Source organism: Sphingopyxis granuli NBRC 100800 (genome assembly GCF_001591045.1).
Lineage (GTDB): Bacteria > Pseudomonadota > Alphaproteobacteria > Sphingomonadales > Sphingomonadaceae > Sphingopyxis > Sphingopyxis granuli.
In genome coordinates this window covers 69,454-93,491 of sequence record NZ_BCUA01000001.1, presented here as the reverse complement: position 1 = coordinate 93,491, position 24,038 = coordinate 69,454, and the positions used below count along the sequence as shown (strand labels likewise).

The window sequence follows — 24,038 nt, the reverse complement described above, 5'->3', positions numbered from 1 at the left end:
AGTACCCGGCAAAGCTTGGCACTCAGCGCGACGCTACGTATAGTTCCCAGTTCCGATTGCGCCTTGCCGCCGATAACAGGAAAAATATCCGCTGCCCGCAGGCCCTTCCAGCCAGGATCTCGCCGTGACGCTATTTTCCGCTCTCCGACCACTTGCCTTTTCCAGCCTGTTTCTGGCCACGCCATCCATCGCAGCCGAACAACCGCTGGCGGCCATCGCGGCCGCGACCGAGATTCCGGATGGCTTCGTCCTCGCGCCTGATGGGACAACTCTTGTCCACACCGCAAGCGGCCTTCGTTTTCCGACCGAATTCGCTGGATTCATCCGACTGCGCGAACGTGCCTTCGACCCTGGCGGCGAATATATCGCTGTGGGTTATGATCGGCCACTGGGTGCAGGTAGCGACCGCATCGTCGTGCGCATCGCCGTAGTCCACATCGAGGATATGTCCGCGCATGATCATTATGAGATCATGCGGCAGTCCACGATGTCCCATTTCTCGGCCCCGACACTGCTCTCGCAGGGTCCCACAAAAATCCCCAACCAACGCCGTCTCGACGCCTATCGCGGCACATTCACCGGGGCGCGGGACAGCAAACCCTGGCATTTCAGTCTTACAACCGTAAACTATGGCTACTGGAGCGGACGAATGACCGCAGCCTACCCCGAAAGCCAGGCCGCCGAAGCACGAAAGCAACTCGGCACGCTGCTTTCCGCAATCCGCTTGCAGCAGCCCAAACCTCCGAAGCGCTAGGCACTTTCCCGAGCCGGATCGACGATTGGGCACCACATGCGCGCATCGGATGAACAAGCGGCGGCAGGCTGGTGGCACCGGCATCCGGTGCATTACGTAGCGCGTCCGTTGTCCTCGTTCGGTAGTGAAATGAGGCTGCGGCGCTTTGCCGGCCAGGGAGAAATGACATGAGCGCACTTGATGGCCTGAAGGCGGATCTCGCCAAGCTCAGGGACGAAGCCAAGGTTCAGGTCCACCTCGGGACCATGGAAACAAAGCAAGAGTGGGAAGAAATCGAAGCCAAGTGGAACCGCTTCGTCGCGGAGGCTGGTCTTCACAAGAGCGGCGAGGGCATCAAGGCAGCCCTGCAAAGCCTCGGCAATGAACTTCGCGCCGCATATCAGCGCCTGAAGCAGGCCATTTGAGCGGCCTGCCCGCTGCAATTCCGCGCCCTTAGCCCCACCCTCGGTGGACGGCGTACGCATGTGAAGGAACGACCGAATGAGCGACCTCGCCGCCGTCAAGACCCGGCTTGAAGAACAACTCGCCGAACTTCGCGGCAGGCAGGCTCGGGTCGAGACCGACCTCGCGGAACCGCTGAATGCCGATTCCTCCGAACAGGCGGTGGAAATGGAAGACGATGCCGCGCTCGAGGGCCAGGCCGCCCTCATCGACCGCCAGATCGCATCTGTGAGCCGCGCTCTCGAAAGGATCGAGAAGGGCACCTACGGTGAATGCGTCCGTTGCGGCGCCACCATCGCAGCCGCACGCCTCGCGGTCCGACCCGAGGCGGCGCTTTGCATCGAATGCGCGCGTAGCGAGCAGTGACCACCTTTCAGCGCATCTTGTGAACAGACCGGTGGCCTCTCGCGGCCCAGGCCGCGACCGAACTACAAGGCTACATTTTGTGAGTCACGAACCAGGCCCCAGGCTCAAATCTTCAGAGCGAGATGGGCAGCCAACGTGATCGAAAAGAATCCATCACCGCCGGATTCTCGCCGACGACCATTCTTTCTGTCGGTGGACGACGGCGTTCCTCCCCTTCCCGGAGTGAACAATTTCTCCCCCGCAAACGACCTCGCTGCGCTACTCGAAGGTCTGATTGGCGCCTCCGGCCGGCACATCATTCCAGCGCCCGCCGCTGCTCCAGACCATCCGTCCATAACAGACGCGTTCGACGCGCTGCGTGTGGCCGCCCGGGATTTCGAAGTGGTCCCCGGTATGAGCCTGGCCGACCATCTGTGGACCCACGCCGCGCCCCTCCGCTCTGGCGAGGTCGCGTCAACGCTGATCCGCGGCGGACCTCCCGGGCACGCCATCCCAGGCTTTCTGCTCCTCTACGCGGTCGATGCCCGGTCGCCCCTGCTCTATTTACCGCAAAGGCAACCTCTCCGCGTCCGGGATAGTATCGAGATAGCCCATGAAGCAGCCGGCGGCCCCTTTCTGGCCCTCATCCGGTGCGAGGCCACCGCGGATGGCCGGGCACAGGCCGTCAAAGCCTGTGCGATGCCGATCTACCATGCCCGCCGCTTCGTTCCCGTATCCACAAGCCTCGACCGTGACGTGCTCCGTGCGCTCGAGCATCTCCAGGTGGCGCTTGACGCCCACGGCGCCGAATGCGCAATCCGGCGCGAATTACCGTTTTCTGGCACAGGGCCGACACGGCTCACGCTGAGCCTCTCCTTGCCGGGCCGTACGATCCGCGAAATTCGCCTGGGGGTCACCGGCGATGAACGGCCCGACCAGTCCGCCGTCAATCCCCCGCCAATCGATTTTCTGGTGACGTCGGCGAACTGGGCGGATGGCACCTTTATCCGCTGGCTCGGAAAAACCCTGCTGTAATCTCCAAGCCGCGCCGACACCGACCGGCTGTCGAGTGTCCAACCTGTCCAGTTCCTTACGGCATGGGCACTGGCCGGTATCTTTAGGTCGGTGAGAAGTCCGCTTTCAAGCACACTTTTCCTCGCGATCAATGATCATTTTGGGATGGCAAACGGACCGTCTGCCCACGAGGAATTTGCGCGCAAGCGCAATTCCCTGCTGCTTAATGTGGCACGGCACCCAGCTCGACGCCGGTCTTGTCGTGCATCGCGAAGCGATCCACCAGGTCCGCGCTAGCCTTGTTGTAGCCGATCACCTCTACATCCGAGCCGTCGCGCCGCAGGCGCGCGATGATTTTGTCCAACGCCCCCACGCCGGAAATGTCCCAAAAGTGCGCCGCCGATACGTCGATGATGACGGGTCGCCCCGCTTCTGCGTCAAAGGCACTGGTGAAGCGGTCCACCGAGGCAAAGAAAATCTCGCCGCTAACGCGGTAGAGCACCGCGCCGCCGTCCTCGACCATCGAACGTTCGACCGCGAACATACGGCGGACCTTGCCGGCAAAGAAGATGCCCGAGAGCAATACGCCCGTAAGCACCCCAAGCGAAAGATCGTGCGTCGCCACCACCACCACAACTGTGGCGACCATTACCACCGACGAGGCCGGCGGATGGCGGCGAAGGTTTGGGATCGAATTCCAGCTGAACGTGCCGATCGACACCATAATCATCACCGCAACCAGCGCTGGCATGGGAATCCTGCCGACCCACGGGCCAAGCACCGCAAGAAGGAATAGCAGGAACGCCCCCGCCACGAACGTTGAAAGGCGCCTGCGCCCGCCAGAGGTGACATTGATCACGGACTGCCCAATCATCGCGCAGCCACCCATGCCGCCCAGCAACGCCGCGACAATATTAGCGCTGCCCTGGCCGGCGCATTCCCGGCGCTTATCGCTGTCGGTATCGGTCATGTCGTCGACGATCTGCGCAGTGAGCAGTGACTCCAGAAGGCCGACTGCGGCCATTGTAATGGAATAAGGAAAGATGATCTGCAGCGTTTCCAGGGTCAGCGGCACTTGCGGAAAGGCAAAGCTCGGCAACCCCTCGGGCAGCTTGCCCATGTCGCCCACGGTATGGACGGAAAGGCCAAGACCGATGCTGATTGCGCTCAGCACAAGAATGGCGACGAGCGGGGATGGCACGGCGGTCGTCAACCGTGGAAACAGGTAGATGATCGCCAGGCCGCCCGCGACCATGGCGTAGGTTTCCCAGCCGACGCCGATAAGCTGCGGCAACTGCGCGAGGAAGATGAGGATGGCCAGTGCGTTGACGAAGCCGGTGATGACGGAGCGCGACACGAACTGCATCAGCAGGTCCAGTCGAAGCAGGCCGGCAACGATCTGGATAAGACCCATGAGGATCGTTGCCGCGAAGAGGTATTCGACACCATGCTCGCGCACGAGCGGTCCCACAAGTACAGCGACAGCCGCCGTCGCGGCCGAGATCATGCCAGGTCGCCCGCCCGTGAAAGCGATCACCATGGCGATAGCGACCGATGCGTAAAGTCCGACCCGAGGGTCGACGCCGGCGATAATCGAGAAGCCTATCGCCTCAGGAATGAGCGCAAGCGCAACGACAATCCCGGCGAGGATGTCAGCGCGCGCCGCGCTCACACCGCCAAACCATTCCTGGCGGTAACGGGAAACATGTTCGGTCATCGAAAAAGGGAATCCACAACAAGGCACACGGCGCGGGAACGCGCGGGGGAGATGAACGTGCATGATGTTGCCCGGCGGATCGGCGGCCAGGATAGCCACCCGGGTTTCCACCGGGTCCTTGCGAATGGCTGGCCCTTAGACGCACTGACCCGGATTTTGCAAGAATTCGCGGTGAAAAACGCTGTCGGACGGCATGACGGAGCGGCGTTTCGACCACAATTGGGTCGCTTCCGGTTAACCTGCTTTCAGGCGGAAATCGTGGATAGCCGACCTGCGCAATCATTCCTCGGACCGGATTTGTTCTCGCTTGGTGTTGTTTGTCGTCCTCTCCACGCCCCGCCCTCTCGCTACCCTTCAGTCCAATCAGGATCGAGATATTGTAATCTTCGTGCTACATAATATGCCAATCTGAAGTGCGAAGGCAGCAAATGCCGACACCGCATAATCCACCCGCCGCTGTGCGACGTGCGCTGCGCAAGCTTGGTAAGGATACCCGGAGATCGTCGATGCCCTCGCGCAACATGGCTCGCAAGGGAAGACGGACGCTCATGCCCTCTATCGGCGCGTCGCCTTCAACGTGCTCATTTCCAATGTCGACGATCATCTGCGCAACCATGGCTTCCTCTGGCGTGGCAAGGCAGGTTGGTCGCTCTCTCCCGCCTATGACCTCAATCCAGTCCCGGCCGATCTCAAGGCGCGAGTGCTGACGACGAACATCGACCTCCTGGAGGTTGCATCGGCTTTTTTGCACTCCCGCTGCCGCAGGCACGCGCCATCATCAAAGAAGTCGCGGTTGTCACCGCTACGTGGCGCGATACCGCCAAGACCGTCGGCGCCCGCTCGGCCGAGATCACGCGCATGGCCAGCGCCTTCGCACACAGTGACCTCACCCGGGCGCTGGCGCTGTGAGGGGTGCGTGTGAAAGGATCCATGCCTCACGCGAGGTGAGCCGGTGTTCGTCAGGCCGCTCCCACAAGGAGCATCGCCGGATTGGAGCCTGGGCCGGGTCAGGGCGAATTCTTCCAAGAACGAGCGCGCTCAGTTGTGAACAAGCAGGCGTTGTGGTAGACATTTCAATGTCATGGTCACCTTCGTAAAATTCGACGTTGAAACGTACAATCGCACAAAGGGTCTTTCCGACTCTCCGATTTATACGTTCGTCGAAGAAGAAACGCCTGATATCGAGATGATCACTGACAGCGAGGGCAATCCCACGCTGGGCGGTAGGATTGGCTATGGTTTGGCCTATGCGCTAATGGCGGGCTTCATCGGCTACTTCGTCCTGTTCATCTGAGCGGTGTCATTCGCGTAGCTTGGGATCATGGAAGAAGCCGTGGTCCCTGCCGCGGCTCACTTCGCCCTGCACATCGACCGCACCCTGGACGCGTTGCCCACGCATGGTCTGCGCGGCTGTGCGTGTGCCTTCGAGCTCCGCCTTGCCGGCTTCGATGATATCCGCCGCGCCCGATGGTTGCCCGCTCCCCGGCCCCGCGGGCAGGCCGCCAACACCTTGCGGCCGATACGCCGCCCGCACATCGGCCGCACTGTCCACAGAGGGGCGGTGGACGTCGACCAACTCAGGAGCATGGAGTTGGCCTTCGATCTCGGAGCGGATCGAGGTTTGCTTGTCATGCATCCAGCGCGTGATCATCTCCTGGCGCACGGCGCGCTGCTGATCCGTCAGATCGGTGGCCCAGAGTTCCGGCGCATCAAGCCCAGGGTTCGCGACCTGCTGATGCCGATACCATTGCGCGAGATCCTGACTTAGATTCTCGCTCAACTGCATGCCGTGTGTCTCGGCATAGCTCGCGTCACGCGAAAGCTGTTGCGACAGTTCATCAAGCCGGCGCGCGGTTTCCGAATAGGATTTGGCCAGCGCCAGCGAATCCTCGGTGCTCGTCGATGAGGAATTCGTCGTCGACGCGCGAGCGAAGACACCGCTACGGGCATAGGTGCCGTCCGACGTCGAAGCACCCGTCCCATTCGCGTGCTCGTCACGGACCCCACTGGACGATGTATTCCCGTTTTCGCTGCTCCGGGAATCGTCCGTGGTCCAATTCATCGAATCTGTCTGAGTGCCCGCCTTTGTGACATTGCCGCTAATGCCGGGTAGCCCTCTACCGCCGCCTCCACCTTTACCCCGACCACCAACGCCGGCACCGATGGTTCCGCTCACCTGATCGGAAATCTGCGCCTGACGGTCGTGGCGTCCCGACACCCGCTCGGTCTGCGAAATTGTCGAGCGCTCCTCGGTCCCTTGAGAACTGCTACCTGTGCGCCGATCGAACTGCTCGACCGAGCTATTCGCCTGACTCCCGCTACTCGAATCCCACCCTCGGGTGTGCTCGGCCGAGGTTCCGAACGCGCTACGATTGGCGTGGGTCGCCGTCAGGATCTCGTTGGCCGCATTCTCATAGGCTTGTGCCTGCCGGTGCGCTTCGCTCGCCATCTCACGCCATTCGGCGACCGAACCCGTGGTCATCGTCGGCGTGAAGCCGAGCCGCGAAATCGCCGTGGATGTATCGTAGACCTCCTGCCCATTGCCGAAGCCCGTCACCATCGCGCCATTGTCCTGCCGCCATCCAAAGCTCGCGCCTCCGCCCATATAGGTCGGTGCTGTCGACCACTGATCGGCCTGGCGCATATTCGACGTCGCGTTCGCCCAGCTCACATTGCCATAGGCGTAGTTTCCAGTGGTCTGCTCGAGCGCGGCTGCTTCCGCGGCGTTCTGCGCCGGCGCCAGCATCGACATGGAATGGCCGGCGATCGACATCGCGCCGCGCGCCAGCCCCGCGGCAAGAAACGGCACGCTCATGAGCATGAACCCCGCGATGGTCGCGGTTTCGCCGTTCACCGCGCCGATCCCTGCATAGCTCGCAAGCGACACCCCGCCCCCGGCAACCCCGGTCGCCGCCGATGTCGCACGCGTCATGCAGATCATATGGAGGATGACGTAAAGCGGGCCCCAGGCTGCGAGATAGAAAAACCCCATCGTGTAACCCTTGAGCGAACTCAGGCCCGTCTGTGGCATGAGAAACAGGGGAAAGATCACCGGGAACATCGCGAAGAAGACGACCGTCAGGACAATGTTCAGGATCGGCACCCAGGCCATCGCCTGCTGGGCGATCGAGTTATAGGTGTTGCGCGCTTGAATGTCCGCCCGGGTCTGCGCGAACGTGTCGATCGCGGCCGCGCCGGCGCCACCGGACATACCATTGCGGGCCTGCATGAACGCGTTGATCGCTGTATTCTGGCGCATCACCTCCGCATAGCTGCCACTTGCGCCGGTGAAGGCCGCACTGACGATGGGTACGTCATGCTTCAACTTGTCCGCCGCCAGCGCATTGCTCAGCTTGGGATAGGCCTCCTTCCCCCAGAGAGGTGTGTTGGCCTCGATCATCGGCCCCCATTGAGCATCGAGCGCCTGGTAGGCCTGCCGGCAGGTGACGATGAAGCTATGGACTGTTCCGTCGCCCTGACGCTCGAGCCACTGCTGCGACCGAGCCTGCGACCCTGGCCCTACCGCGGCCCAGAGGTCGGTCGCCTTCGCCAGCGTGGTGAGCGATTTCTGATAGAGCATCACATCGCCGAACAGGCAGTTCTTGAAGTGGTTTTCGAGATTGGTCGAGAACTCGGCATCGCGGATGATGAAATTGCGCGTCGCATCGAACAGCCGCGCGCCATAGACCATGCCGTTGGTCGAATAATTCAGCTCGTTTGGCATGACGAACACCGTTTCCGCCGTCCGGGTCAACCAATCGCCGACCTGGGTAGTAAAGCTGGCGAGGATGCCTAATCCCATGGGCACGTTGTCGACCGTCGCCGGCGCGAGGCTCGGGTTGATGCGATCAGTGACCTTGATGTCGACGGTCGGCACCATCAGGCACAGGTAGATCGCGGTCGCCTGCAGAAACCAGTTCAGCCACGCCTTGTAGTTGAGCGTGAAGGCCACCACGAGCAACGAGTAAATGAGCCCCATCACCATGACGACGCGGATCAGAGAGCGATAGCCTCCGCCGCCCGACCAGGCCGCGACCGCGTTGAAGATGTTTACGAGATACTCGCCGCCACCGACCGTGAAAACCTCAAGCATGGCCTGCCCCCGCGCCTAGTTCAGACCCTGTGCGTTGAGACCGCGCGAGAAATTGAGCGCAGCCGCCATCCCCGGCGTCATCGAATTCTGAAGCGTCGATTCCAGCATGATGCTGCGATTTATGATCTGCATGGTGACCTGCAATTTGTTGTTCAGCCGCACGTCACGCTGGCTGAACCTGGCCCGTGTCGACGCGATCTGCTGCTTCCACTGCGTCGCGGTTTCCTGGTCGAAGGTCTGGTAATGAACCTTCGCCTGCTCGACCCGGTCGAGCATATTATCGAGCATGGCCGAAAGCAGATCGACCGCCACGATCTCCGACAATGTCTCTATCTCGCCTTCGGTCAGCGCATAATGGGCATAGGCCTGAACGCTCAGGATCTTGTAGATCGGCACCGTCGCGAGATTGAGGAGCTGCTTTTCGGCCGCATCGAGCGGCGTGTCGGAGCGAATCTTGTCGCTCATCGACCGGATCATCGTGCCGATCCGCGGACGAAGTGCCGAGGAAGCCGGCACCGAGAGCGTCTGCTCACCCACATCGTAGCAGTTCTCGTCGTTACATCTGAGGATCCTGACGGGAGGGGCATCCGCCGTGCCATCGAGCAGCGCGGTTACCACCGCTTCCTCGGCGGGCCCGAACATGACCACCTTGCCGCCGACACTCGGATCGGTCGACGGCGTTGTCACGACCGTTCCGACCAGGGTCATGACATATTCCGAGAAATTCTTGTCGAATGCTCCGAATTTCGCCGATTTCCTGAGGGCCTCCCATGTGTAGTTGTGCGGCTCCCCGATAAGCTGATCCTTCATCGAGGCATCGGTGTTCCCGGCAATCGTCGAATCCCGCCGGTTGCCGTTGTTGCAGCCCTGCCGCGCAGCGGCCCAGTCCGAAAAGACACCCTGGCTGTTGCCCACCGCTTCGCAGATCGTCGCGCGCGTCGTCTCCATCTGCGGCCAGATCCCGCCGACCAGCGCCTGCGCCGTCTCGCAGCTCGAGATATTCATCTGGTTGAGCAGCTGTGCCTTCTGGGAGAACTCATCCATCACCTTGCCGATCTCGGGCGATACAGAATCAATCGCGAGCTTGAACGCGAAGCCGAGCGCGTTGTTCGCGGTCGCCTTCAGCATGGCAATGATCTCGGAGGCGTTGATGAACGAAAAGCTTCCGCTGAACAGATCGATGCCCCCGCACCCGGCGCGGGCGCTGGGAAGCTGCAGGTTGAAAGGCTGCACGCTCTTTTGCGGAAAACGCGTCCAGACATTGCCCAGCGAATAATAGCCAGCCGACTGCCCCTGGAATGCCGATGGTCCCGTGACGTTGGCAGCGCCCCCGGCGTCCGAGAAGAAACTGTTCATCTCGGAGGCGACATCGGCGTGTGCAGTGCCGGTGACAGCGAGATTGGCGACCGCGACCATGCCAGCCCAACTGGCAGTGCTGCGAATGACGCGGCGAATAATGCCGCTGCCGCGATCCTGTCCCATCAGAAGTCGCTCCCCACTCTGGTGTTGGTCAGCGCGAAGATTCGGTCCATGATCTCGTCGGCGCTCAGAATCCCGTAGCCTACGGGGATGGTGCGCTTGGTGGCCGTGTCGAACAGCACCAGCGCCGGTGTTTCATTGCCCGGGATTCCCATTCGCGCTCGCTGACCGGCGTCCACCACATAGTTCGGGAAATCCCGGCTCGGACCGCCATCCATCGAGACAGCCATGACCGCCATCCGATGGCTGTCCGCAACGGAGCGCAGGATCGGTGAGAACAGGTCGCAGGCGCCGCAGCTCTGAGCGTAGAAGTAGAAAAGGCCGTAGCGCTGGCTGAGGCTGGCCAACACGGCATCGCGATCCGCACGCCGGTTGTCGAGCCAGGCGCGCTTGCCGACCGTCGAAACCGGCCGCTGCAGCGTATAATCGAGGTCGGGGTTCTGCCAGAGCGCCCGCTGCCAGGTATCCGAGAAGGTCGACGCACGGTCGAGCTGTTCGCGCTGGAAGCGAACATAGGCGATGACGTTTTCCTCGCTCGGATCGAGGATTGCTTTCGCCTTCAGTTCGTCAAGCTGGCGCGTGATCGCGGCCATGCGCTCGACCGAACTTTGTTGCGGACCGGCGGACACCTGCCTTTCCTGCTCGGCAGGCATGGGCTTGCTGCAATAGAACCATTGCCCCAGCCGGCGCTCGGCACAGTAGAAGTCGTCGCTGGCATCAGTCCTTTCGACACCGTCCGTTGTCGCGCCCCGCGATTGCGCCAGAACCGGTACCGCGACACCGGCAAGCGAAAGCGCCAGCAATGGCGCAACCACAATGCGAAACATGGACGAACTTCCTTTCCGGAGATTCCTTTCGCGGCTCGGAGGACAGGCGCGGAAGGAAGAAGTGATTGGGATGGCGCGTGTGGTGCCGCGCGTGGAGGTCAGCAGCGCGCCTCGAGGCGCGCGGGGATGATCCGGCGCTTGGAGCCGATATCGGCCTGCGCACCGGGCGGGCCTGCTATTTGCCGTGCAGGTCATAATAGCCCTGAATTTTCTGCTGGATCTGGGTCATCGTCTCGACCTCGTCCGGGAGCCGTGCGGCATCCACGAACTCGGCATAGACCTCGGTGAAATCCATCACCGAGAGATCAAGGCGCGCAAACTCGTCGATGGTGAAGCCTAGGCACTGCTCGCGCTTCGGCGCGCCCCAAGGCCTGCCGAGCTGGATCCGTCCCTGCTCCTGAAGAATACGGCTGAGCTTGCTCTCGAAGCAGCAATAGGCCGTGCGCCGGGTCTTGCAGATGCCAAGAAAGCTCGACGAACAATAAGTCCCGACCTTGTGACAGAAGCCCATGCGGTCCTTGATATCGAGCCTCATCTCGCTCTGGGAGCAAGCGAAGAGCGTCAGGAATGGAGTTGCCAGCGCCGCGACCGCAGTCGGACCACCGGCCAGTGCCGCCGCCCCGGCGCCGACGGTCAATAGGCCGGACACCTTGCCGGCGCAGCAGTTGATAAGCCCGAACACCGGCTTGTGGCAGGTCTCGCGCGTGCCCTGGAATACCGTGAAATTATTCTCGTCAAACTCCTTCCCCGCCTGATCGATCGCATGCAGCGCGACCAGCGCGTCCTTGAACTCGGTCGATGCCTCGCGGACGATCGGTTCGCAGTCACCGTTGATACAGTAGACATCATCGCCGCAGATATATTGCGGCACATCGCTCACCGCGCCGCCAGGGGTCGGACAGCGGTAAATCCACTCTTCAACCTGGCACGCGCCGTTCAGCTCCTCATCCAGGCATTCGGTCCGCAGGAAGCTGCAACTCGCATTCGTCTCGAGTGCGGTGCAATCATTTCCGCTCGAGAACGCGTGGCACATGTAATCGCGTTTCCACGCCCAGCATGCTTCGGTGATCGGCACGCCGTCTATGATGCGGGTCTCGGGACCCTCAACGCAGACTTCTGCGCCTCCATCGGGCAGGCACATCCCGTCGCCGGCAAGGTCGCCGCAGCTATCGACCCGTCTGTTGACGATCTGATTGGTGCTGCCCTTGGCATGCCACGAGGCACCGGTAACCGGACTGACTTCCATGGCGATTGGCAGGTCGGCTGAACATTCATATTCAGTCGCATAATAATCGTCGCAATATTTGTTATCGGGCCACGGCCAGCCATAATCGCGATGGGCGGCGCACGCCTGCTTGACCACGCCGGTCGGCTTGCAGACACCGGATGCGGCATGAGGGACCATGGCTGCACGGCGCGCGAACGGCGTCCCGTACGCATTATCGGGCACGACATAATATTTGTATGACGTAATCGTCGTGACATCCGGGACCATTCGGATGAAACACGAACGTGGTCGCTCCTCAACTTTGGTGCCCGCATTGCAGGTCGCCTCATAATATCCCGCACCACCCGTTGCGGGTGGCAAGGGCGTACAGCTACCCGAGGCGCTGCTCATCTCCTCCCCCTCCAAAAAGGCTGCCGGGTCCTTCTCGACCGCAGTGGCGCGTGCCGTCGTTTCGAGGATCTCGGCATTGCTGAAGGTCGGGCGCGTACGATCGGCGTCCGTGGTGATGCGGTACTGCTCGTTCGAAGACTTCGTCGCGGCGGCCTCAGCCTCCATCCTCTCGGGGTTATCAAAGTAGGCGCCCTGTGGAAGCGACGTCCCGCCATATCCCGGCACCGCCTCCGCCCGGGCGCTATCCGTGGGAACCAGCGTCGAATCCTGCCGCTTTTCGTTGCCGAGCGCCCTCCCCTCCTGGCGCGCTTCCTCGACGGTCATCTGGGCAACCGCCGGCGAACTGGCCATCAGGACCACAAGCAATGCCGCAACGGACGCCCATATCCTCACGGCGTGGTTTTCCGGAGATTGGCGAGACCCACCGCCGCAACGCGCGCACCGGGGCCATTCCCGTCCGCGAATGACGTCAGCGCATATTCGACCGTCACATTGCCGATCATCCGATCGTAAGGCGGAACCTGGGTCCGGCAGGAAAAGCCGGCGCAAAGATCGAAATCCGACGAGACGGCGATGTACGTCGGCACCGCCTGGACGTCGAAGGCCCGGAACAGCCTCGGATCGATGCCGATATTGGCAAAATCGTCCTGTCGTTCGACGATCTTGCCAAGCGCTTGCGAGAACGCCTTCATCGAATTGTTCGGGAAGCCGCGGAACACCACCACGCCCCCTGCCCTCGCCGTGTCCTGGATGAGCTGCCGAAGTGCCTTTGGCGGCATCGACAGGCTGGCAAAGGCAATCAGCCGCGGGGCCTCGCCGCCACTCGCCGCGGCGTTCGTCGCCGCGCCCTGAACGATCTCGTCAAAGTCGATCGGGCCGGCCGGGCCGGTTGGCAGATCGGTAGAGGCCACACGCTGCATGTTCTCCATGCCGCCATCGCGCACCGTGACGGCCTCGTCCCGGAACGCATCGCCGCGGTCCTTGATCTGGTCGACGAAGGCCTGTGCGTCTGCCTGCAGATCCGCCGACTTTTTCTTGATCGCCTGCACGTCGATCCCGTCGACGGTTTGGGCAAGAAGGGCGGTCATACTGGCCGCGGCGACAAGGCCGAATGCACCCAAGGTGAGAAGTCGCATCGCCCCCTCCTTCACAACACGCAGCAGTTGCGTTTGCGCCAGACGAGATAGCCCATGTCCTCGCCACCCGCGGGGTAGGCGCGGCCAGCATCCGGCGGCATGGTCGAGGCCCCGATCGCCGAACAGGCGAAACGCCCGTTCACGGTCGGGATCGGATTGGTCATCTGGAACCGGTATTGCTGCTTGCGCATCACCGGCATCAGATATTTCTTGCAGAGGCCGGCCGAGCCCATCGTGCCCCAGGCGAGCGCCTGCCGGTGCATCTTGTAGGCGAAGCGGGACAGCGCGAGGCGCGAGGACTGCACATGGCCGATCGAGGCTGGGATGTTCCCGTTCAAAGGATACATCCCGCCCTGGCAGCCGGCGCACCAGAACAGCTGGTCGAGCGGCAGGTTCACCGTTCCGGCGATGCAGTCTCCGGCACAGGCGGCTTTGGCCAGCGGGTTGGCGAAGATGATCGCTTCGGGATTGATCAACGCCGCGAGGGAGTCATCCTGCCAGAGGGGATCGACCTCGGTCATATAGGCGATGTCGAACGACGCCTGCTCGAAGCACACGAAGTCGGTCAGTATCTCCATCCAGTAAAGCAGGGGATAGACATACCAATGGACGTGCCACTTGGCGGTGCTCTGCGATCGTCCCCCGACCATCGAAGGCCCTGCCAGATAGCCCTGGCCGATATCGAAGCCCGGAGCGATGCGGACCCCGCCTAGATTGGGGAAGCACCAAGGCTTCATGGTAACGTCCGCGAGCCGCGCCGGCTCCCAGAATCCCACCGAAATCCCGATGCGCGGCAACGGATCTGCGCAGGCACAGATCGGTGAGGCGGGATTGTTCGTGTCCGGTCGGCCACTCGGCCAGATCTTCAGGCCGCCGACGGAGAGGGGGAACAGGCAGGACCAGCAGACGTCGGTGATCGGATTCACGAATTTGCCGTTGCAGGTAGGCCCGGCCGCCTGGGCGCTCGGCGCGAAAGCCATGGCGCAGATTGCGATGAGCAGCGCACCGAAGATCGTGCGAACGGCGCGCATCAGTCCCCCTCCCCCAGCTGATCGAGATAGGCCGCGTCGGCGCGCTGCTTCGCCCGCAGATAGACGACCGCGAGCGTCAGCGTCGCGGTGAGCAGAAGCGCGATCATGCACGGCGCCGCCTTGCCCAGATGGTCCTGCAGCGGCTCCAGGAGGATTACCGAGCCAGCCAGCGCGACACAAAGCGACAGCCAGGCCAGACGCATCACCCGCAGCCTGATCGTCTCAGGAGCCGCCATGGGCGTCCGCAACATGTCCAGCCACAGCGGCATCATCCGGGCCTCCCCGACTTCACGACGATCTCCGACACCCGCATCGTCCTGCCGTTCTGGCTGACGACGGCGGGCGTGTGCTCGATGCCGAAGGTCCCGGTGAGCCTGCCTTCCTGGTCGAAGTAGAAGCGCCGCTGCTTCGCGGTCATCTGCTCGATCGGCGAACCGTTCACGAAGATGATCTTCGCCTTGAGGTCGGTATAGCGCGATGTTGCCCAGGCGAGCTGCGCGGCATCGTCCCCATCGACAAAGACCAGGTCCTGCTTGATCGCAACGAAGTCGAGCGGATTGACCCGGTGCCCGGCCGCGGCGATGAGGTTACCCTTCTGATCGCGAATATCCCGTTCGATGGCGATGCTCGGGTCATAATCCCAGCTCCGGGCAGTCCGTGCGGGCGTGACCCCCTCGACAGGCTTTGGCCTGCGAACACGCTGCTCAACGCGCTTCGCGAACACCTCATTCATCCGCGCCAGCTCTCCGCTCGCTTCTGCCCCGCGCAAGCGCGCTTCGATCGTCGAAAGAAGATCGGGCTCGATCACTGGGAAGGTCTGGCCAGCATGGCCATAGTCCCTGGCTTCACTGCGCATCGGCCCGATGAACAGCAGGGCCGCGGCCATCGGCACAATTGCCGCGCTGGCTGTCAGAATGGCTTTCATAGGATCGGCTCCCCCGTACCGATGATCTGCTTGCCGCAGACGAAGCCGATTTCGGCATAGCGGCTGTCAAAGCCGTCCATGTGCGGCGTTGCCGCGAAATAGCACCCCTTGGGAACCACCCCGGTCGCGCCAGGCGTCAGCGGCTCTCCAGCCTTCGTGAACGGTTTCATGCGAACCGTCGGCACGCCATTGATCAGGACCTCGAAGCCATCGTGACCCACGACATCGCCGCCGACACCATAGACCTTCTTCCCGAACATCCTTGGCTTGGGTCCGAAATGACGTCGCAGCAGCGGGCTCGCCGGTGGATCGAAGAAGATGAATTCGCCCTTCGCCGGCATGCGCGCCCGATCGATGAGAAATGCCCAGTTCGGCAGGGAATGCGTCGTGTTGATCAAAAAGAGATGCTTGTCGCGCCACTCTGCGAGCGCCTGTAGAACCACGCAGCCCATGATGAAGGCTCCGAGCAGAAGCCAGAGCTGCCCGTTGGGGCGCCAGCGCCGGACCGGCCGGTTAGCGGTCGCCGCTGGCATCGGGGCCTCCAAAGGTTGAGACCGACGCCCCTGGCTGTCCATATTGTGGCCGGGCCATGGGCGACGCTTGCGGCATCCGCGCCGAGGTCATGGGGTCGATATATTCGGCGGGCTCCGCAGGTTGACCCGGTATCACCGCTTGCGGCTGCGCTGCCAGCATGGCCTGCTGCTCAAGCTGCTGCAGCTCCAGAGCCGACGCCTGCTTCGGCCGCGCCACACCCGACGCATAGACCGCCTCTTTGAGCTTGTCGGTAATGTCCGGGACATTCTTTGTGAGGACCGCCTCGCCGACGAGGACGATCTGACCGCTCGAACCTCGACGCTGGAGCTCATCGTCAAGCGACGCCATGAATTTGCGCATTTCCGCCTCGACCTGGGCCGGTGGCGACGTGGATCTCGCCTGGGCCTGCACATATTCGCCGACAATGGTTGAGAGCCGCGCGGAGACGATGCTCTCCTGCTTCGGCGTAACCAAAAGCTTGGTGACCCACATGCCCCAGATCAGCGCGGCGAGGACCATGAGGCCGACCAGTATTTGCAGGCGGGTGAAGCCCCCGAAAATCGCGCGTTTTGCGCGGCGCGCCGGCTGCGGAGCGGGATTCGGCAGGTCGAGTTCTGTCTGTTCAGCCATGATCGGATTTCCCTTCTGGCAATGCCGCGGGCACGATTTTCTCGCGCCGCAGGACGATCAGTCCGGACGCAACGACGAGATGCGCGGCGATAAAGAGGTGCTTGAATGACGCGATCCGCTCAGGGCTCGCGCGGACATAGCGGCTCGTCAGGTTGTTCAGCTGATGCATGAGCCCGTCGAGCGAGAAGCCGCCCAGGGCGAGAAAGAGAAGCGTGAACAGGCCCCAGGTAAGAAGCAATGTGGACGCAGTGAAACCAATCAGATGCAAATAGAAGTGGAGCATCGCCCGAAGGTCCGGCAGGCGGGCGTGCTTTCGGGTTGCGGCGTCCGGCGGAGGGCTTGCTGTCCCCATGGCTCACTCCGCCGCCTCGGCGATACCGTCATCCGCACGGGCTGCCCATTTTTCCGGATTTTCGGGGTAGGCAACGCGCTCGATCGCCTCGTCCATGCTGAACCCCTGGGCCACCAGTCCCTCGATCGCCGCGTAGACCGCCGGACTCGAGGAAAAGACGGTGGCCGAAAAAGGATCGAGCACGAGGCGGCCGACCGCCAGCGTTTCCGGGCCCTTGATCAGGATATCGGAATATTCGCGGCCGTTGATCTTGAGCGACCGCAGCAAGGCGTCGGTGTAATCGTCCATCTCGAAGCGGTCGTGCTTCTTGAAATCGGCGATCGTCTCGGGCTTCTGCTGAAGGATGACGAACCAGTCCGAGTTCTCGAGTGCGGCAATCGATCCGGCCGACTTGTAATAGTCGTTCAGCGATTGGGTCGCGGTGACCAGCGACGCGCCATATTTGCGGCAGGTGCGCGCATAGGTTTCGATGAAGTCGGCCATCGCGCCGCCGCGGAGCATCTGCCAGGCTTCGTCGAGGAGCAGGGCCTTCGGGGTCGCGCGATCGACCTTGCGCATCATCTGCTGCGACATGAACATGATGGCGGTCAGCACGACACTGCGCAGCTCCTCGCGAGAGGACAGATCCGAGAGTTCGAATACCGTCAGCTGTGCGGACAGCTCGAACGAGACCTCCCCCTGGAAAAACCGTCCATACGTACCGCCCGACGAAAAAGGGCGCATGGCGATGCCGAGATCCATGGCGAGTCCGTTGCCGGTGGCGTCAAGCGCGGCGATCACGTCGTCGATCGATCCGTGCCGCCCCTTCTCGACCCAGACGCTGTTGACGGCGCCGTCGATGAGGCCTCGCTCGGTGTCGTTCAGCCGGTCGATGTGGCGCGACATCTGGTTCACGATCGCCTTCAGCATCGCCATGCAGTCGAGCAGATAGTCTTCGTCCGTGGCGGCCAACTCTTCGTCGATCATGCTGAACGGGTTGAGGCAAAAGCCCGAGCCAAGCGTGAACTCGACGAACGCCCCGCCCTGGAGCTTCGCCGAATGCTCAAACGAGCGCCCGTCATCGATCACGACAACACGCGCGCCGGCACCGCACAGCGACGCGCAGAGCTCCTGCAGGGTTACCGATTTGCCCGACCCGGACTTGCCGAACACCGCGACATTATGGTTACCGGCCGCATTCTCGAACGGACTCCAGAAAAATGGCTGGCCGCGCCGGCCGATAAGCATGAGATGCGGCACCTGCCCACCCAGAAACTCGCCCTGGATGGGCGCGAGGTTCGCGGCCGTGGTCGTCAACAGCGTGCGCATCCGCTTCATGCGTTCGAGATCGCGCGAGAGGCCATTCGCCATCGTCATGGGCATCGCACACAAGAGGCCCATGATCTGCAGGTAGCGGTCGTCGAGCAGATCCCAGCCCGCCGCCCGATACACCGATTTCAGCACGCGTTCGTTAGCGTCACCTTTTCCCTTGGGCGAGAATGCCGTAACCGAAAAGAAGACGCGCACCAGCTTGCGCCCCTGGCGCAGTTCGTCGTTCACATAGCGCCATTCCTGGCTTTGTTCGCGCAGCTGCGGCAGGAACCGGGCCGATTTGGAATCCGCGAGGCTCGTCGTCCGCATGAACTTGAAGCTCGCCTTATTGGTAGACGCCTGCAGGTCGGGGAATTCGACGCACAGATTCGTCGCGACCGGGCACGGCATCCGGAGCTTGTCCGTGAACATGTCGCCGATCAGCCGCGCGACGTCCCATGGCGCCCAGCGGGTCGGCAGGTTCCGTACCGAGAAGGACCGAACGTCGAAGACGTCGGGCAGGATCTCACCGATCTCGGGCGCTTCATCCACCGTGTGCCCGGTCGGCCGAAATCGCTCGGTGCGCAGCAACATGCGATCGGGCTCGATGTGCAGCTCGACATCCCGGCGGACCGCCTGGTCCGCGATCGGATCGAGCGGATTGTAATTGACCACGTCTTCGCCAGCGGCCGTCGTCGGTGATGTGATGTCATCGACCCAACCAATGAGATCCGTCGGATCCATCTTGCGCGCCAAGACATTGATCGACGCGAGCGCCGAGATCAGGCCGTCCATGACGGCCACAATCTCTTCGACCGACACGTTCGACGATTCCGGTGTCGAATAGGATATCGCAACACGGTGATTACGCAGGCAAAAGGGCGCGTCGGCGGACAGCGACTGCCAGACACCATCGGTCAGGAAATCCACCCGGTGCTTGGCCATGCGCTCATAGACGCCGCGCGCCGAATAGCGCGGAAGATACCAGCGCGAGAGACGCTCCGATATGCGCGGGCTCATCCACTGGTGGAACTGGAGGCAGCCTGGCTCGGGGATCGCTTCAGACAGGAACTGGGTGAGGATCTCGCCCGTGCGCTCGTCCGCGCCGATGAGCGGCGCAGCCTCGACGACGAAACCCCGCGACGCGCTGTTGTAGAAGATGCCCGTCTTTGCGTCGAAGCTGCGATAGGGTAGCCAGTCGGCCAACATGGGAACACCAAGCGCGGGCCGATCGGCATCAGGCCGCCGACTGTCGCCGAGAATGCCGGACATCAAGCTCTCGATCATACCGGCCTTGCCCGCCATCTCAGTTGTCCTCCTGCACAGCAGCCGGAAAATCAGCGGCGCGAACCGTGGATGTGCCCGCCGACGGCGCGGTTGGAACGGCGCCGCTTTGCGCGGTCGCATCCCGCGCACCCTGGGCCGCAGAACCCGCTATCCCCTGGTAGACCGGATATTCCTTCACGCGCTCGACCGCCTGAACGCCCGCTGCGGAAACGCCGACCTGGGGTTTTCCCGGGTCCGGGTCGGCAGCTACGCTACCGCTCGCCGGCACCTCCGCGGGGGTCGGAAGCGCCGGCGAGACGGCCGCGGACGGAGGATGCGCTGCATCATCCACCGTCGCAGCGCCACGTGCGATGCCTGCCTTGGGAGCGAGGCGGTTCGCGACATCAGCCTTGATCGCCTCAACGGGATCAGGTTTTCGCGTGCGGGCAGCCGCCACAACCGCCGGGTCCGGCATGCCCGGATCAACGGCAGCGAGCGTTCCGCCAGGCGGGTCCACGCGATCGACAGCATCGGCAAGCGTCTCGGGGCTGCCGGACCCATAGCTCAGTCGGGCGGAAGGCACGACAGCTTGCCCAAGCGCCTGTTGCCATTCTCCGTTCGCGACAACCGCGCGGACAGCGCTTGCCTCATGCAGTCGGCCCCGTTCATCAATATAGGGCTGGAACACGATCCTCAGCACCTTCTCGCGCGTCCGGGCGGGATCAGCCGCAGCAATCCTGGCAGTCTGCGGCGCGGCGACGCGATTGACCCGGCGCGACGAACCACGCGGGGTACTCGCCGCGGGACGTGTATCGCCATCCGCCCCTTCGGCGGAGATCATGGCAAGCGCACGATCATCGATGGTCGAACTCGGAGCGCAGATGCCATCGGGCGCGGCACAGGAAAAGTCGCCGCGAATGTTCCCGCCGAATGTCGCGCATCCACCGAGCGTTACAGCACTGCACAACGTGAGAGCGGAAGCCTGGCACAAGCGCCGGCGCCGAGATGCGCTCCTCGTCATGACTGCGCCTCCTTGAGCCACTTCTCGAGGAAGGCGCGCGGCCGATACCCCTCGAGCACCGCCCCGTCGCCGCGCACGATCACCGGCGTGCCACTGAGCCCGTGCCGGTGCGCGAAGGCCTCGTTCGCATCGAGGCCCGAGGTGTTGCAGGCAGGCCCCGCCTTGATCGGCTCCCCGGCATAAGCGGCATGAAGCGCGGCTTCGCGGTTCCTCGCGCAATAGACCCGGGCCGCGACATCCCGGCTGCCCAGCACCGAGATCGGTCGCTCAACGACCCGCACGTTCATGTCCTTGAGAACGCCTGTCAGAGCGCGGCAATATCCGCACCGGAAGTCGGAAAAGACCGTAACGGTCTGGCCCGACGGATTGCCCCAGATAATCGCGCCATCCCGCGGCAAGCCGGACAGTGAAAGCTTGCGCGCTTGCGCGGGGGCGACGGGGCGCTCAATCCGTGTCGGCGCAGCCGCCAGTTGCTGCGCCCCTTCCTCCTCCCCGCCACTTGCCAGCGCATTCGCGCGCGCCGCAGACCCGACCAGCATGTCGGGATTCATCTCGAGCAGCCGCGCTGCCGTGATGTCCTGCCGGGTCTCCATGTCGTAGACCCGGCCGATCACGAGGTAGCGAGCCCCGGAATCGACATAGAAGAGATTCTCGCCTGCGGTGATTTCGCACAGTCCGCCGACCTTCCCGCAGTCGATCGCCGTTACAGACGTCTTGGGCAGCCGCGTTTTCAACAACGCCCGGACACGATCCTCGGCACTGCTGGCATCGGCAGCAAGCGCGATGCCAGCCAGGCTCAGGCCCGCGGCGGTCGCGACCAAAAGGCGCGATCGCCGGGTAAGCGAGCGGATACGGTCAATTGCGGACATAGACACCCTCCAGGAAGACAATTTCGACGTCGATTCCGGTCGGCATTTCAATGACCGGCTGATATTGCTCGGCGCGCTCGATCAGATATTTCGAGACCATGTCGCCCGTTTGGGCCATGCCCTCGCCAAAGCCTCCCTCCAGAATCTCGCCGGTCGAGAGCTTCTCGCGCTTTCCGTTGGTGGTGATATTGGTGCCCTGGAACACGCTGTTCGCGTTCGCTGAGAAACCGCGGCCAAAGCCGCCGGCCAGACCCGCGATGAAGGCTTGGGTGACAAGCGAACCCTCGCGGGACACAACCCTGCCTCGCACCCCGGTCTTCCCGCCGAAGGCGAGGAAGCCCTTCACCTCGGACACCGCATAACGGCCACCGGGCTGCGGGCAGGTCATCTTCTGCAGCTTCACATAGACTTTCTCGCTCGAGAGGTCGCCACGCGCCGCGCCATTGACGAGACACCCATCGATCCTGGTCGTGAGCAACCGCCCGTTCTGGTAGACCGAACGGGCCGGACCAGTGACGCGCAGGACGACAGGAAGCGGGTCTGTCTGGCTGTTGACGCCGGCACTGGCGTCGACGCCGACGATGACCTTGGCCCGTGCGAAGCTGTTAGGCGGCAGATAGTTGATGCTGTCGGCATAGGTAGTATTCCCCTTGGCGACGCGCGTGGCGTTACCCGTCTCAGCCGTCGAGAAGCTGACAAGTTTGACCTCGCTCGGCCCACCGATCGCGCCGCGGCCCGGACCCCCTGCTGGACCGTCCGGCCGCTGATAGCCCTGGGGCCCGTTCGGGCCATAGAGCGCCGCCGGCCCAGGCGCCGGAGCGGCGGCCACCTGACGTTCGCTGATCTGCCGCCTCAGCTGCTCATTTTCTGACTGATACGCCGACAAAACCCGCTGACCATCGGCCTGCATCGCCTGATTCTGACCCTTGAGCGTCTCGACCTGCGCGGTCAGCATCTCGAGCCGCCGGTTCTGCCCGTCGATCGATTTGAGCTGGTTTTCCGTCGACTGGAATCTGTTCTCCGAGAGCGCCATCCACTCCTGCTGGGAGAGGTTGCGATTTACCAGATCCTTGGTCGAGACGGTGACCTCGCTGACGCCATCCTCACCGAGTTTCTCGCTGTCCCCACCGCTGAAAATCCAGAAGGAGGACAGGATGAGGCCGCCGCCCGCCGCGCCTGCCAGGAGCAGCCGCTGCTTCCGTCGAACCGCCTCGTTCCCGGCAAGGTCGCCCGAAAGCGGCGAGACGCCCTCGCCCGTCCCACCATCGAGGGGAGGACGCTTACGGTTCAAGAAATCGGATAGGGCCATGTCCTCACCTTTGTGTCTGCGCGTATTGGGCGTTCTGGGAGACGAGGTAGGCCGTCGTGACCTTGCCCGGGGCGAGCCGGCCCTCGGCAATCGACACGGCCAGCGCACTGGCGGGGGCGACCATGGCTTCGGTCAGCTCGATTTCGGACGCGCCCTTGTTTTCGATGCGCAAAACCTTGCCGGTAAGTTCCGAACCCCGGTATTCGGCGATCATCTGCACCTGGAGCGTACCGACATAGACCGGTCGCAAGGCGCGCTGCCGCATCTCATAGCCGTCGGCGACCGCATTCGAGTACATGGCCTGCACAAGCTCGACAGCGGCATCGCGCGTCCCGAGCTTTTCCGCCGGACCGTTCTCAGCGGCTCGTTCATTCGCGATCGCCGGATTGGAAACGAAGACTTGCGCGGCCTGGTCGCCACCGATCCGGCACACGAACTTGTAGACATATCCGCGCTTGCTCGTGGCGAAAAATGAGAGGGCGCTGCGGGCAAATCCATCAGGAACGGATAGATAAATATCGCCGCGGACAGGCTCGTTGACGACCGAAAAGTCATCGATCGGGTTGCCGGTCGAGATCTTCGAGACCGACGCGAACTCATCCTCGACAAGGCTGATGCGCGTGAGGTCCTTGGCCGACGCCTGGCAGTCGACCTGGGCACTGTCCGACGCCATGATCGTCTGGTCCGCCCTCGCCGGTTCTGCGACGAGAAGCACGGCGATCGCCAGCAGTCCTGCGCCCATGCACCGGCTCAAATGGCAATGGACGCGCGAGAGGAAGGCCGTGCCGGCCGCGGCACTGCCGATGACATAGACCGACATCATTTTTCCTTCCCCTGCTCGGCCACCACCATGCCGAAGCCGATCAGCTTCAGGGACAGGCCTGAATATTCCCAGTCGTACCGGAAGGTCCGACGCTCGTTCGAAATGACCTTGTTGCCGACGATGGTGTGCAGACTGCCCGTCACCTCCGAGCGAAGGTTCTTCGTGTCGAGGTCCATTTTCTCGATGGTGTAGAATTGGGAGATCGAAGATCCCCGCTGTTCGTTGACGATCTTGAGCAGATCGGCCTTGATTTTGCCCTGGGCGGACGGCGCCGTGATATCGAGCACCGAATTCATCCAGTATTCGAGATTCTGCGGGCTGCGATTGAGGGTGAGCACCACGGTATCGCGGGTGATCATCTCGAGATATTCGCGGCTGACCCCGGCCGAGCTCACCGTGACGGGCGAGCGCAAAATGGGTTGCAGCACGACCTCCCGGTCCCTCGACACGGTGAAGATGAACAGCAACAGGGTCAGCGCGCCGAGCCCGCTCGCGACGATCGCGAGGATGTTCCGCTGTCGCAGGATGCGCTGGCTGTGCGAATGACTGTAGGAAAGTTCCATA

The 24,038-nt window shown here is 62.8% G+C and carries 24 protein-coding genes and 1 other annotated feature; of the genes, 6 read left to right on the top strand and 18 right to left on the bottom strand.

From position 1 onward, the window contains the following. Positions 1-124 precede the first annotated feature (124 nt). The 4 genes from SGR02S_RS19365 to SGR02S_RS19360 all read left to right on the top strand — a co-directional run bounded on the left by SGR02S_RS19365 (position 125) and on the right by SGR02S_RS19360 (position 2,575). On the top strand, positions 125-754 hold the full coding sequence (locus tag SGR02S_RS19365; protein WP_255211347.1) for a hypothetical protein: 630 nt from the start codon (positions 125-127) through the stop codon (positions 752-754). A 167-nt stretch (positions 755-921) separates the two neighbouring features. Next, a complete protein-coding gene (locus tag SGR02S_RS00465) occupies positions 922-1,158 on the top strand; it encodes a hypothetical protein (RefSeq protein WP_067105027.1) in 237 nt (78 codons plus the stop codon). Positions 1,159-1,234: 76 nt separating this feature from the next. Then, entirely contained in the window at positions 1,235-1,561 is a 327-nt protein-coding gene (locus SGR02S_RS00460; RefSeq protein WP_067105024.1) for a TraR/DksA family transcriptional regulator, read from the top strand. 135 nt (positions 1,562-1,696) lie between these two features. After that, positions 1,697-2,575 carry a DUF8535 domain-containing protein gene (locus SGR02S_RS19360; protein WP_255211346.1) on the top strand — a complete coding sequence of 293 codons (879 nt, stop codon included), beginning with the start codon at positions 1,697-1,699 and terminating at the stop codon, positions 2,573-2,575. A gap of 202 nt (positions 2,576-2,777) precedes the next feature. Here SGR02S_RS19360 and SGR02S_RS00450 read toward each other — a convergent pair whose 3' ends face one another. Beyond that, positions 2,778-4,271 (bottom strand): SulP family inorganic anion transporter, encoded by a 1,494-nt coding sequence (locus tag SGR02S_RS00450; protein WP_067105021.1) that lies wholly within the window; start codon positions 4,269-4,271, stop codon positions 2,778-2,780. A gap of 65 nt (positions 4,272-4,336) precedes the next feature. Beyond that, positions 4,337-4,392 (bottom strand) — a sequence feature (sul1 is cis-regulatory element that is thought to sense ions involved in sulfur or methionine metabolism; They are found in Alphaproteobacteria). Positions 4,393-4,770: 378 nt separating this feature from the next. Here SGR02S_RS00450 and SGR02S_RS19355 point away from each other — a divergent pair. Together SGR02S_RS19355 and SGR02S_RS00445 are read left to right on the top strand one after the other, a co-directional pair. Then, positions 4,771-5,193 (top strand): HipA domain-containing protein, encoded by a 423-nt coding sequence (locus tag SGR02S_RS19355; RefSeq protein ID WP_255211351.1) that lies wholly within the window; start codon positions 4,771-4,773, stop codon positions 5,191-5,193. A gap of 159 nt (positions 5,194-5,352) precedes the next feature. Next, complete coding sequence (locus tag SGR02S_RS00445) at positions 5,353-5,565, top strand: hypothetical protein (protein WP_067105020.1); 213 nt, start codon at positions 5,353-5,355, stop codon at positions 5,563-5,565. A 6-nt stretch (positions 5,566-5,571) separates the two neighbouring features. Here the strand turns inward: SGR02S_RS00445 and SGR02S_RS00440 are convergent, their stop codons facing one another. The 17 genes from SGR02S_RS00440 to SGR02S_RS00360 all read right to left on the bottom strand — a co-directional run bounded on the left by SGR02S_RS00440 (position 5,572) and on the right by SGR02S_RS00360 (position 24,037). Continuing rightward, on the bottom strand, positions 5,572-8,364 hold the full coding sequence (locus tag SGR02S_RS00440) for a conjugal transfer protein TraG N-terminal domain-containing protein (protein WP_067105019.1): 2,793 nt from the start codon (positions 8,362-8,364) through the stop codon (positions 5,572-5,574). Between the two features lie 15 nt (positions 8,365-8,379). Next, positions 8,380-9,846 (bottom strand): conjugal transfer protein TraH, encoded by a 1,467-nt coding sequence (locus tag SGR02S_RS00435; RefSeq protein ID WP_376699491.1) that lies wholly within the window; start codon positions 9,844-9,846, stop codon positions 8,380-8,382. Then, entirely contained in the window at positions 9,846-10,670 is an 825-nt protein-coding gene (locus SGR02S_RS00430) for a conjugal transfer protein TraF (RefSeq protein WP_067105015.1), read from the bottom strand. The genes SGR02S_RS00435 and SGR02S_RS00430 overlap by 1 nt, the downstream gene beginning before the upstream one ends. 175 nt (positions 10,671-10,845) lie before the next feature. Next, complete coding sequence (locus SGR02S_RS00425; RefSeq protein WP_174521633.1) at positions 10,846-12,639, bottom strand: conjugal transfer protein TraN; 1,794 nt, start codon at positions 12,637-12,639, stop codon at positions 10,846-10,848. Between the two features lie 38 nt (positions 12,640-12,677). Next, positions 12,678-13,424, bottom strand: a complete 747-nt coding sequence (trbC, locus tag SGR02S_RS00420; protein WP_067105130.1) for a type-F conjugative transfer system pilin assembly protein TrbC — start codon at positions 13,422-13,424, stop codon at positions 12,678-12,680. An 11-nt stretch (positions 13,425-13,435) separates the two neighbouring features. Beyond that, complete coding sequence (gene traU / locus SGR02S_RS00415; protein WP_067105011.1) at positions 13,436-14,455, bottom strand: conjugal transfer pilus assembly protein TraU; 1,020 nt, start codon at positions 14,453-14,455, stop codon at positions 13,436-13,438. Continuing rightward, positions 14,455-14,724 (bottom strand): hypothetical protein, encoded by a 270-nt coding sequence (locus SGR02S_RS00410; RefSeq protein ID WP_067105129.1) that lies wholly within the window; start codon positions 14,722-14,724, stop codon positions 14,455-14,457. Before SGR02S_RS00410 ends, traU begins: the two co-directional genes overlap by 1 nt. Beyond that, positions 14,724-15,341 carry a type-F conjugative transfer system protein TraW gene (gene traW / locus SGR02S_RS00405; protein ID WP_439951047.1) on the bottom strand — a complete coding sequence of 206 codons (618 nt, stop codon included), beginning with the start codon at positions 15,339-15,341 and terminating at the stop codon, positions 14,724-14,726. The genes SGR02S_RS00410 and traW overlap by 1 nt, the downstream gene beginning before the upstream one ends. 35 nt (positions 15,342-15,376) lie before the next feature. Next, positions 15,377-15,913: a S26 family signal peptidase gene (locus SGR02S_RS00400; protein ID WP_067105007.1), complete on the bottom strand. Its 537-nt coding sequence runs from the start codon at positions 15,911-15,913 to the stop codon at positions 15,377-15,379. Further along, a complete protein-coding gene (locus tag SGR02S_RS00395) occupies positions 15,894-16,544 on the bottom strand; it encodes a type-F conjugative transfer system protein TrbI (RefSeq protein WP_067105002.1) in 651 nt (216 codons plus the stop codon). Before SGR02S_RS00395 ends, SGR02S_RS00400 begins: the two co-directional genes overlap by 20 nt. Further along, positions 16,537-16,896, bottom strand: coding sequence for a hypothetical protein (locus SGR02S_RS00390; RefSeq protein WP_067104994.1), 360 nt, complete (start codon positions 16,894-16,896; stop codon positions 16,537-16,539). Before SGR02S_RS00390 ends, SGR02S_RS00395 begins: the two co-directional genes overlap by 8 nt. A 3-nt stretch (positions 16,897-16,899) precedes the next feature. Next, positions 16,900-19,491 carry a type IV secretion system protein TraC gene (gene traC, locus SGR02S_RS00385; RefSeq protein WP_067104990.1) on the bottom strand — a complete coding sequence of 864 codons (2,592 nt, stop codon included), beginning with the start codon at positions 19,489-19,491 and terminating at the stop codon, positions 16,900-16,902. 1 nt (position 19,492) lies between these two features. Continuing rightward, positions 19,493-20,473 carry a TraV family lipoprotein gene (locus tag SGR02S_RS00380; protein ID WP_067104988.1) on the bottom strand — a complete coding sequence of 327 codons (981 nt, stop codon included), beginning with the start codon at positions 20,471-20,473 and terminating at the stop codon, positions 19,493-19,495. Beyond that, positions 20,470-21,342: a DsbC family protein gene (locus tag SGR02S_RS00375; RefSeq protein ID WP_067104986.1), complete on the bottom strand. Its 873-nt coding sequence runs from the start codon at positions 21,340-21,342 to the stop codon at positions 20,470-20,472. Before SGR02S_RS00375 ends, SGR02S_RS00380 begins: the two co-directional genes overlap by 4 nt. Beyond that, positions 21,329-22,651, bottom strand: a complete 1,323-nt coding sequence (locus tag SGR02S_RS00370) for a TraB/VirB10 family protein (protein WP_067104984.1) — start codon at positions 22,649-22,651, stop codon at positions 21,329-21,331. The genes SGR02S_RS00375 and SGR02S_RS00370 overlap by 14 nt, the downstream gene beginning before the upstream one ends. A 4-nt stretch (positions 22,652-22,655) precedes the next feature. Continuing rightward, on the bottom strand, positions 22,656-23,474 hold the full coding sequence (locus tag SGR02S_RS00365; RefSeq protein WP_067104982.1) for a type-F conjugative transfer system secretin TraK: 819 nt from the start codon (positions 23,472-23,474) through the stop codon (positions 22,656-22,658). After that, complete coding sequence (locus tag SGR02S_RS00360; protein WP_067104980.1) at positions 23,471-24,037, bottom strand: type IV conjugative transfer system protein TraE; 567 nt, start codon at positions 24,035-24,037, stop codon at positions 23,471-23,473. The genes SGR02S_RS00365 and SGR02S_RS00360 overlap by 4 nt, the downstream gene beginning before the upstream one ends. Between the last annotated feature and the right edge of the window lies 1 nt (position 24,038).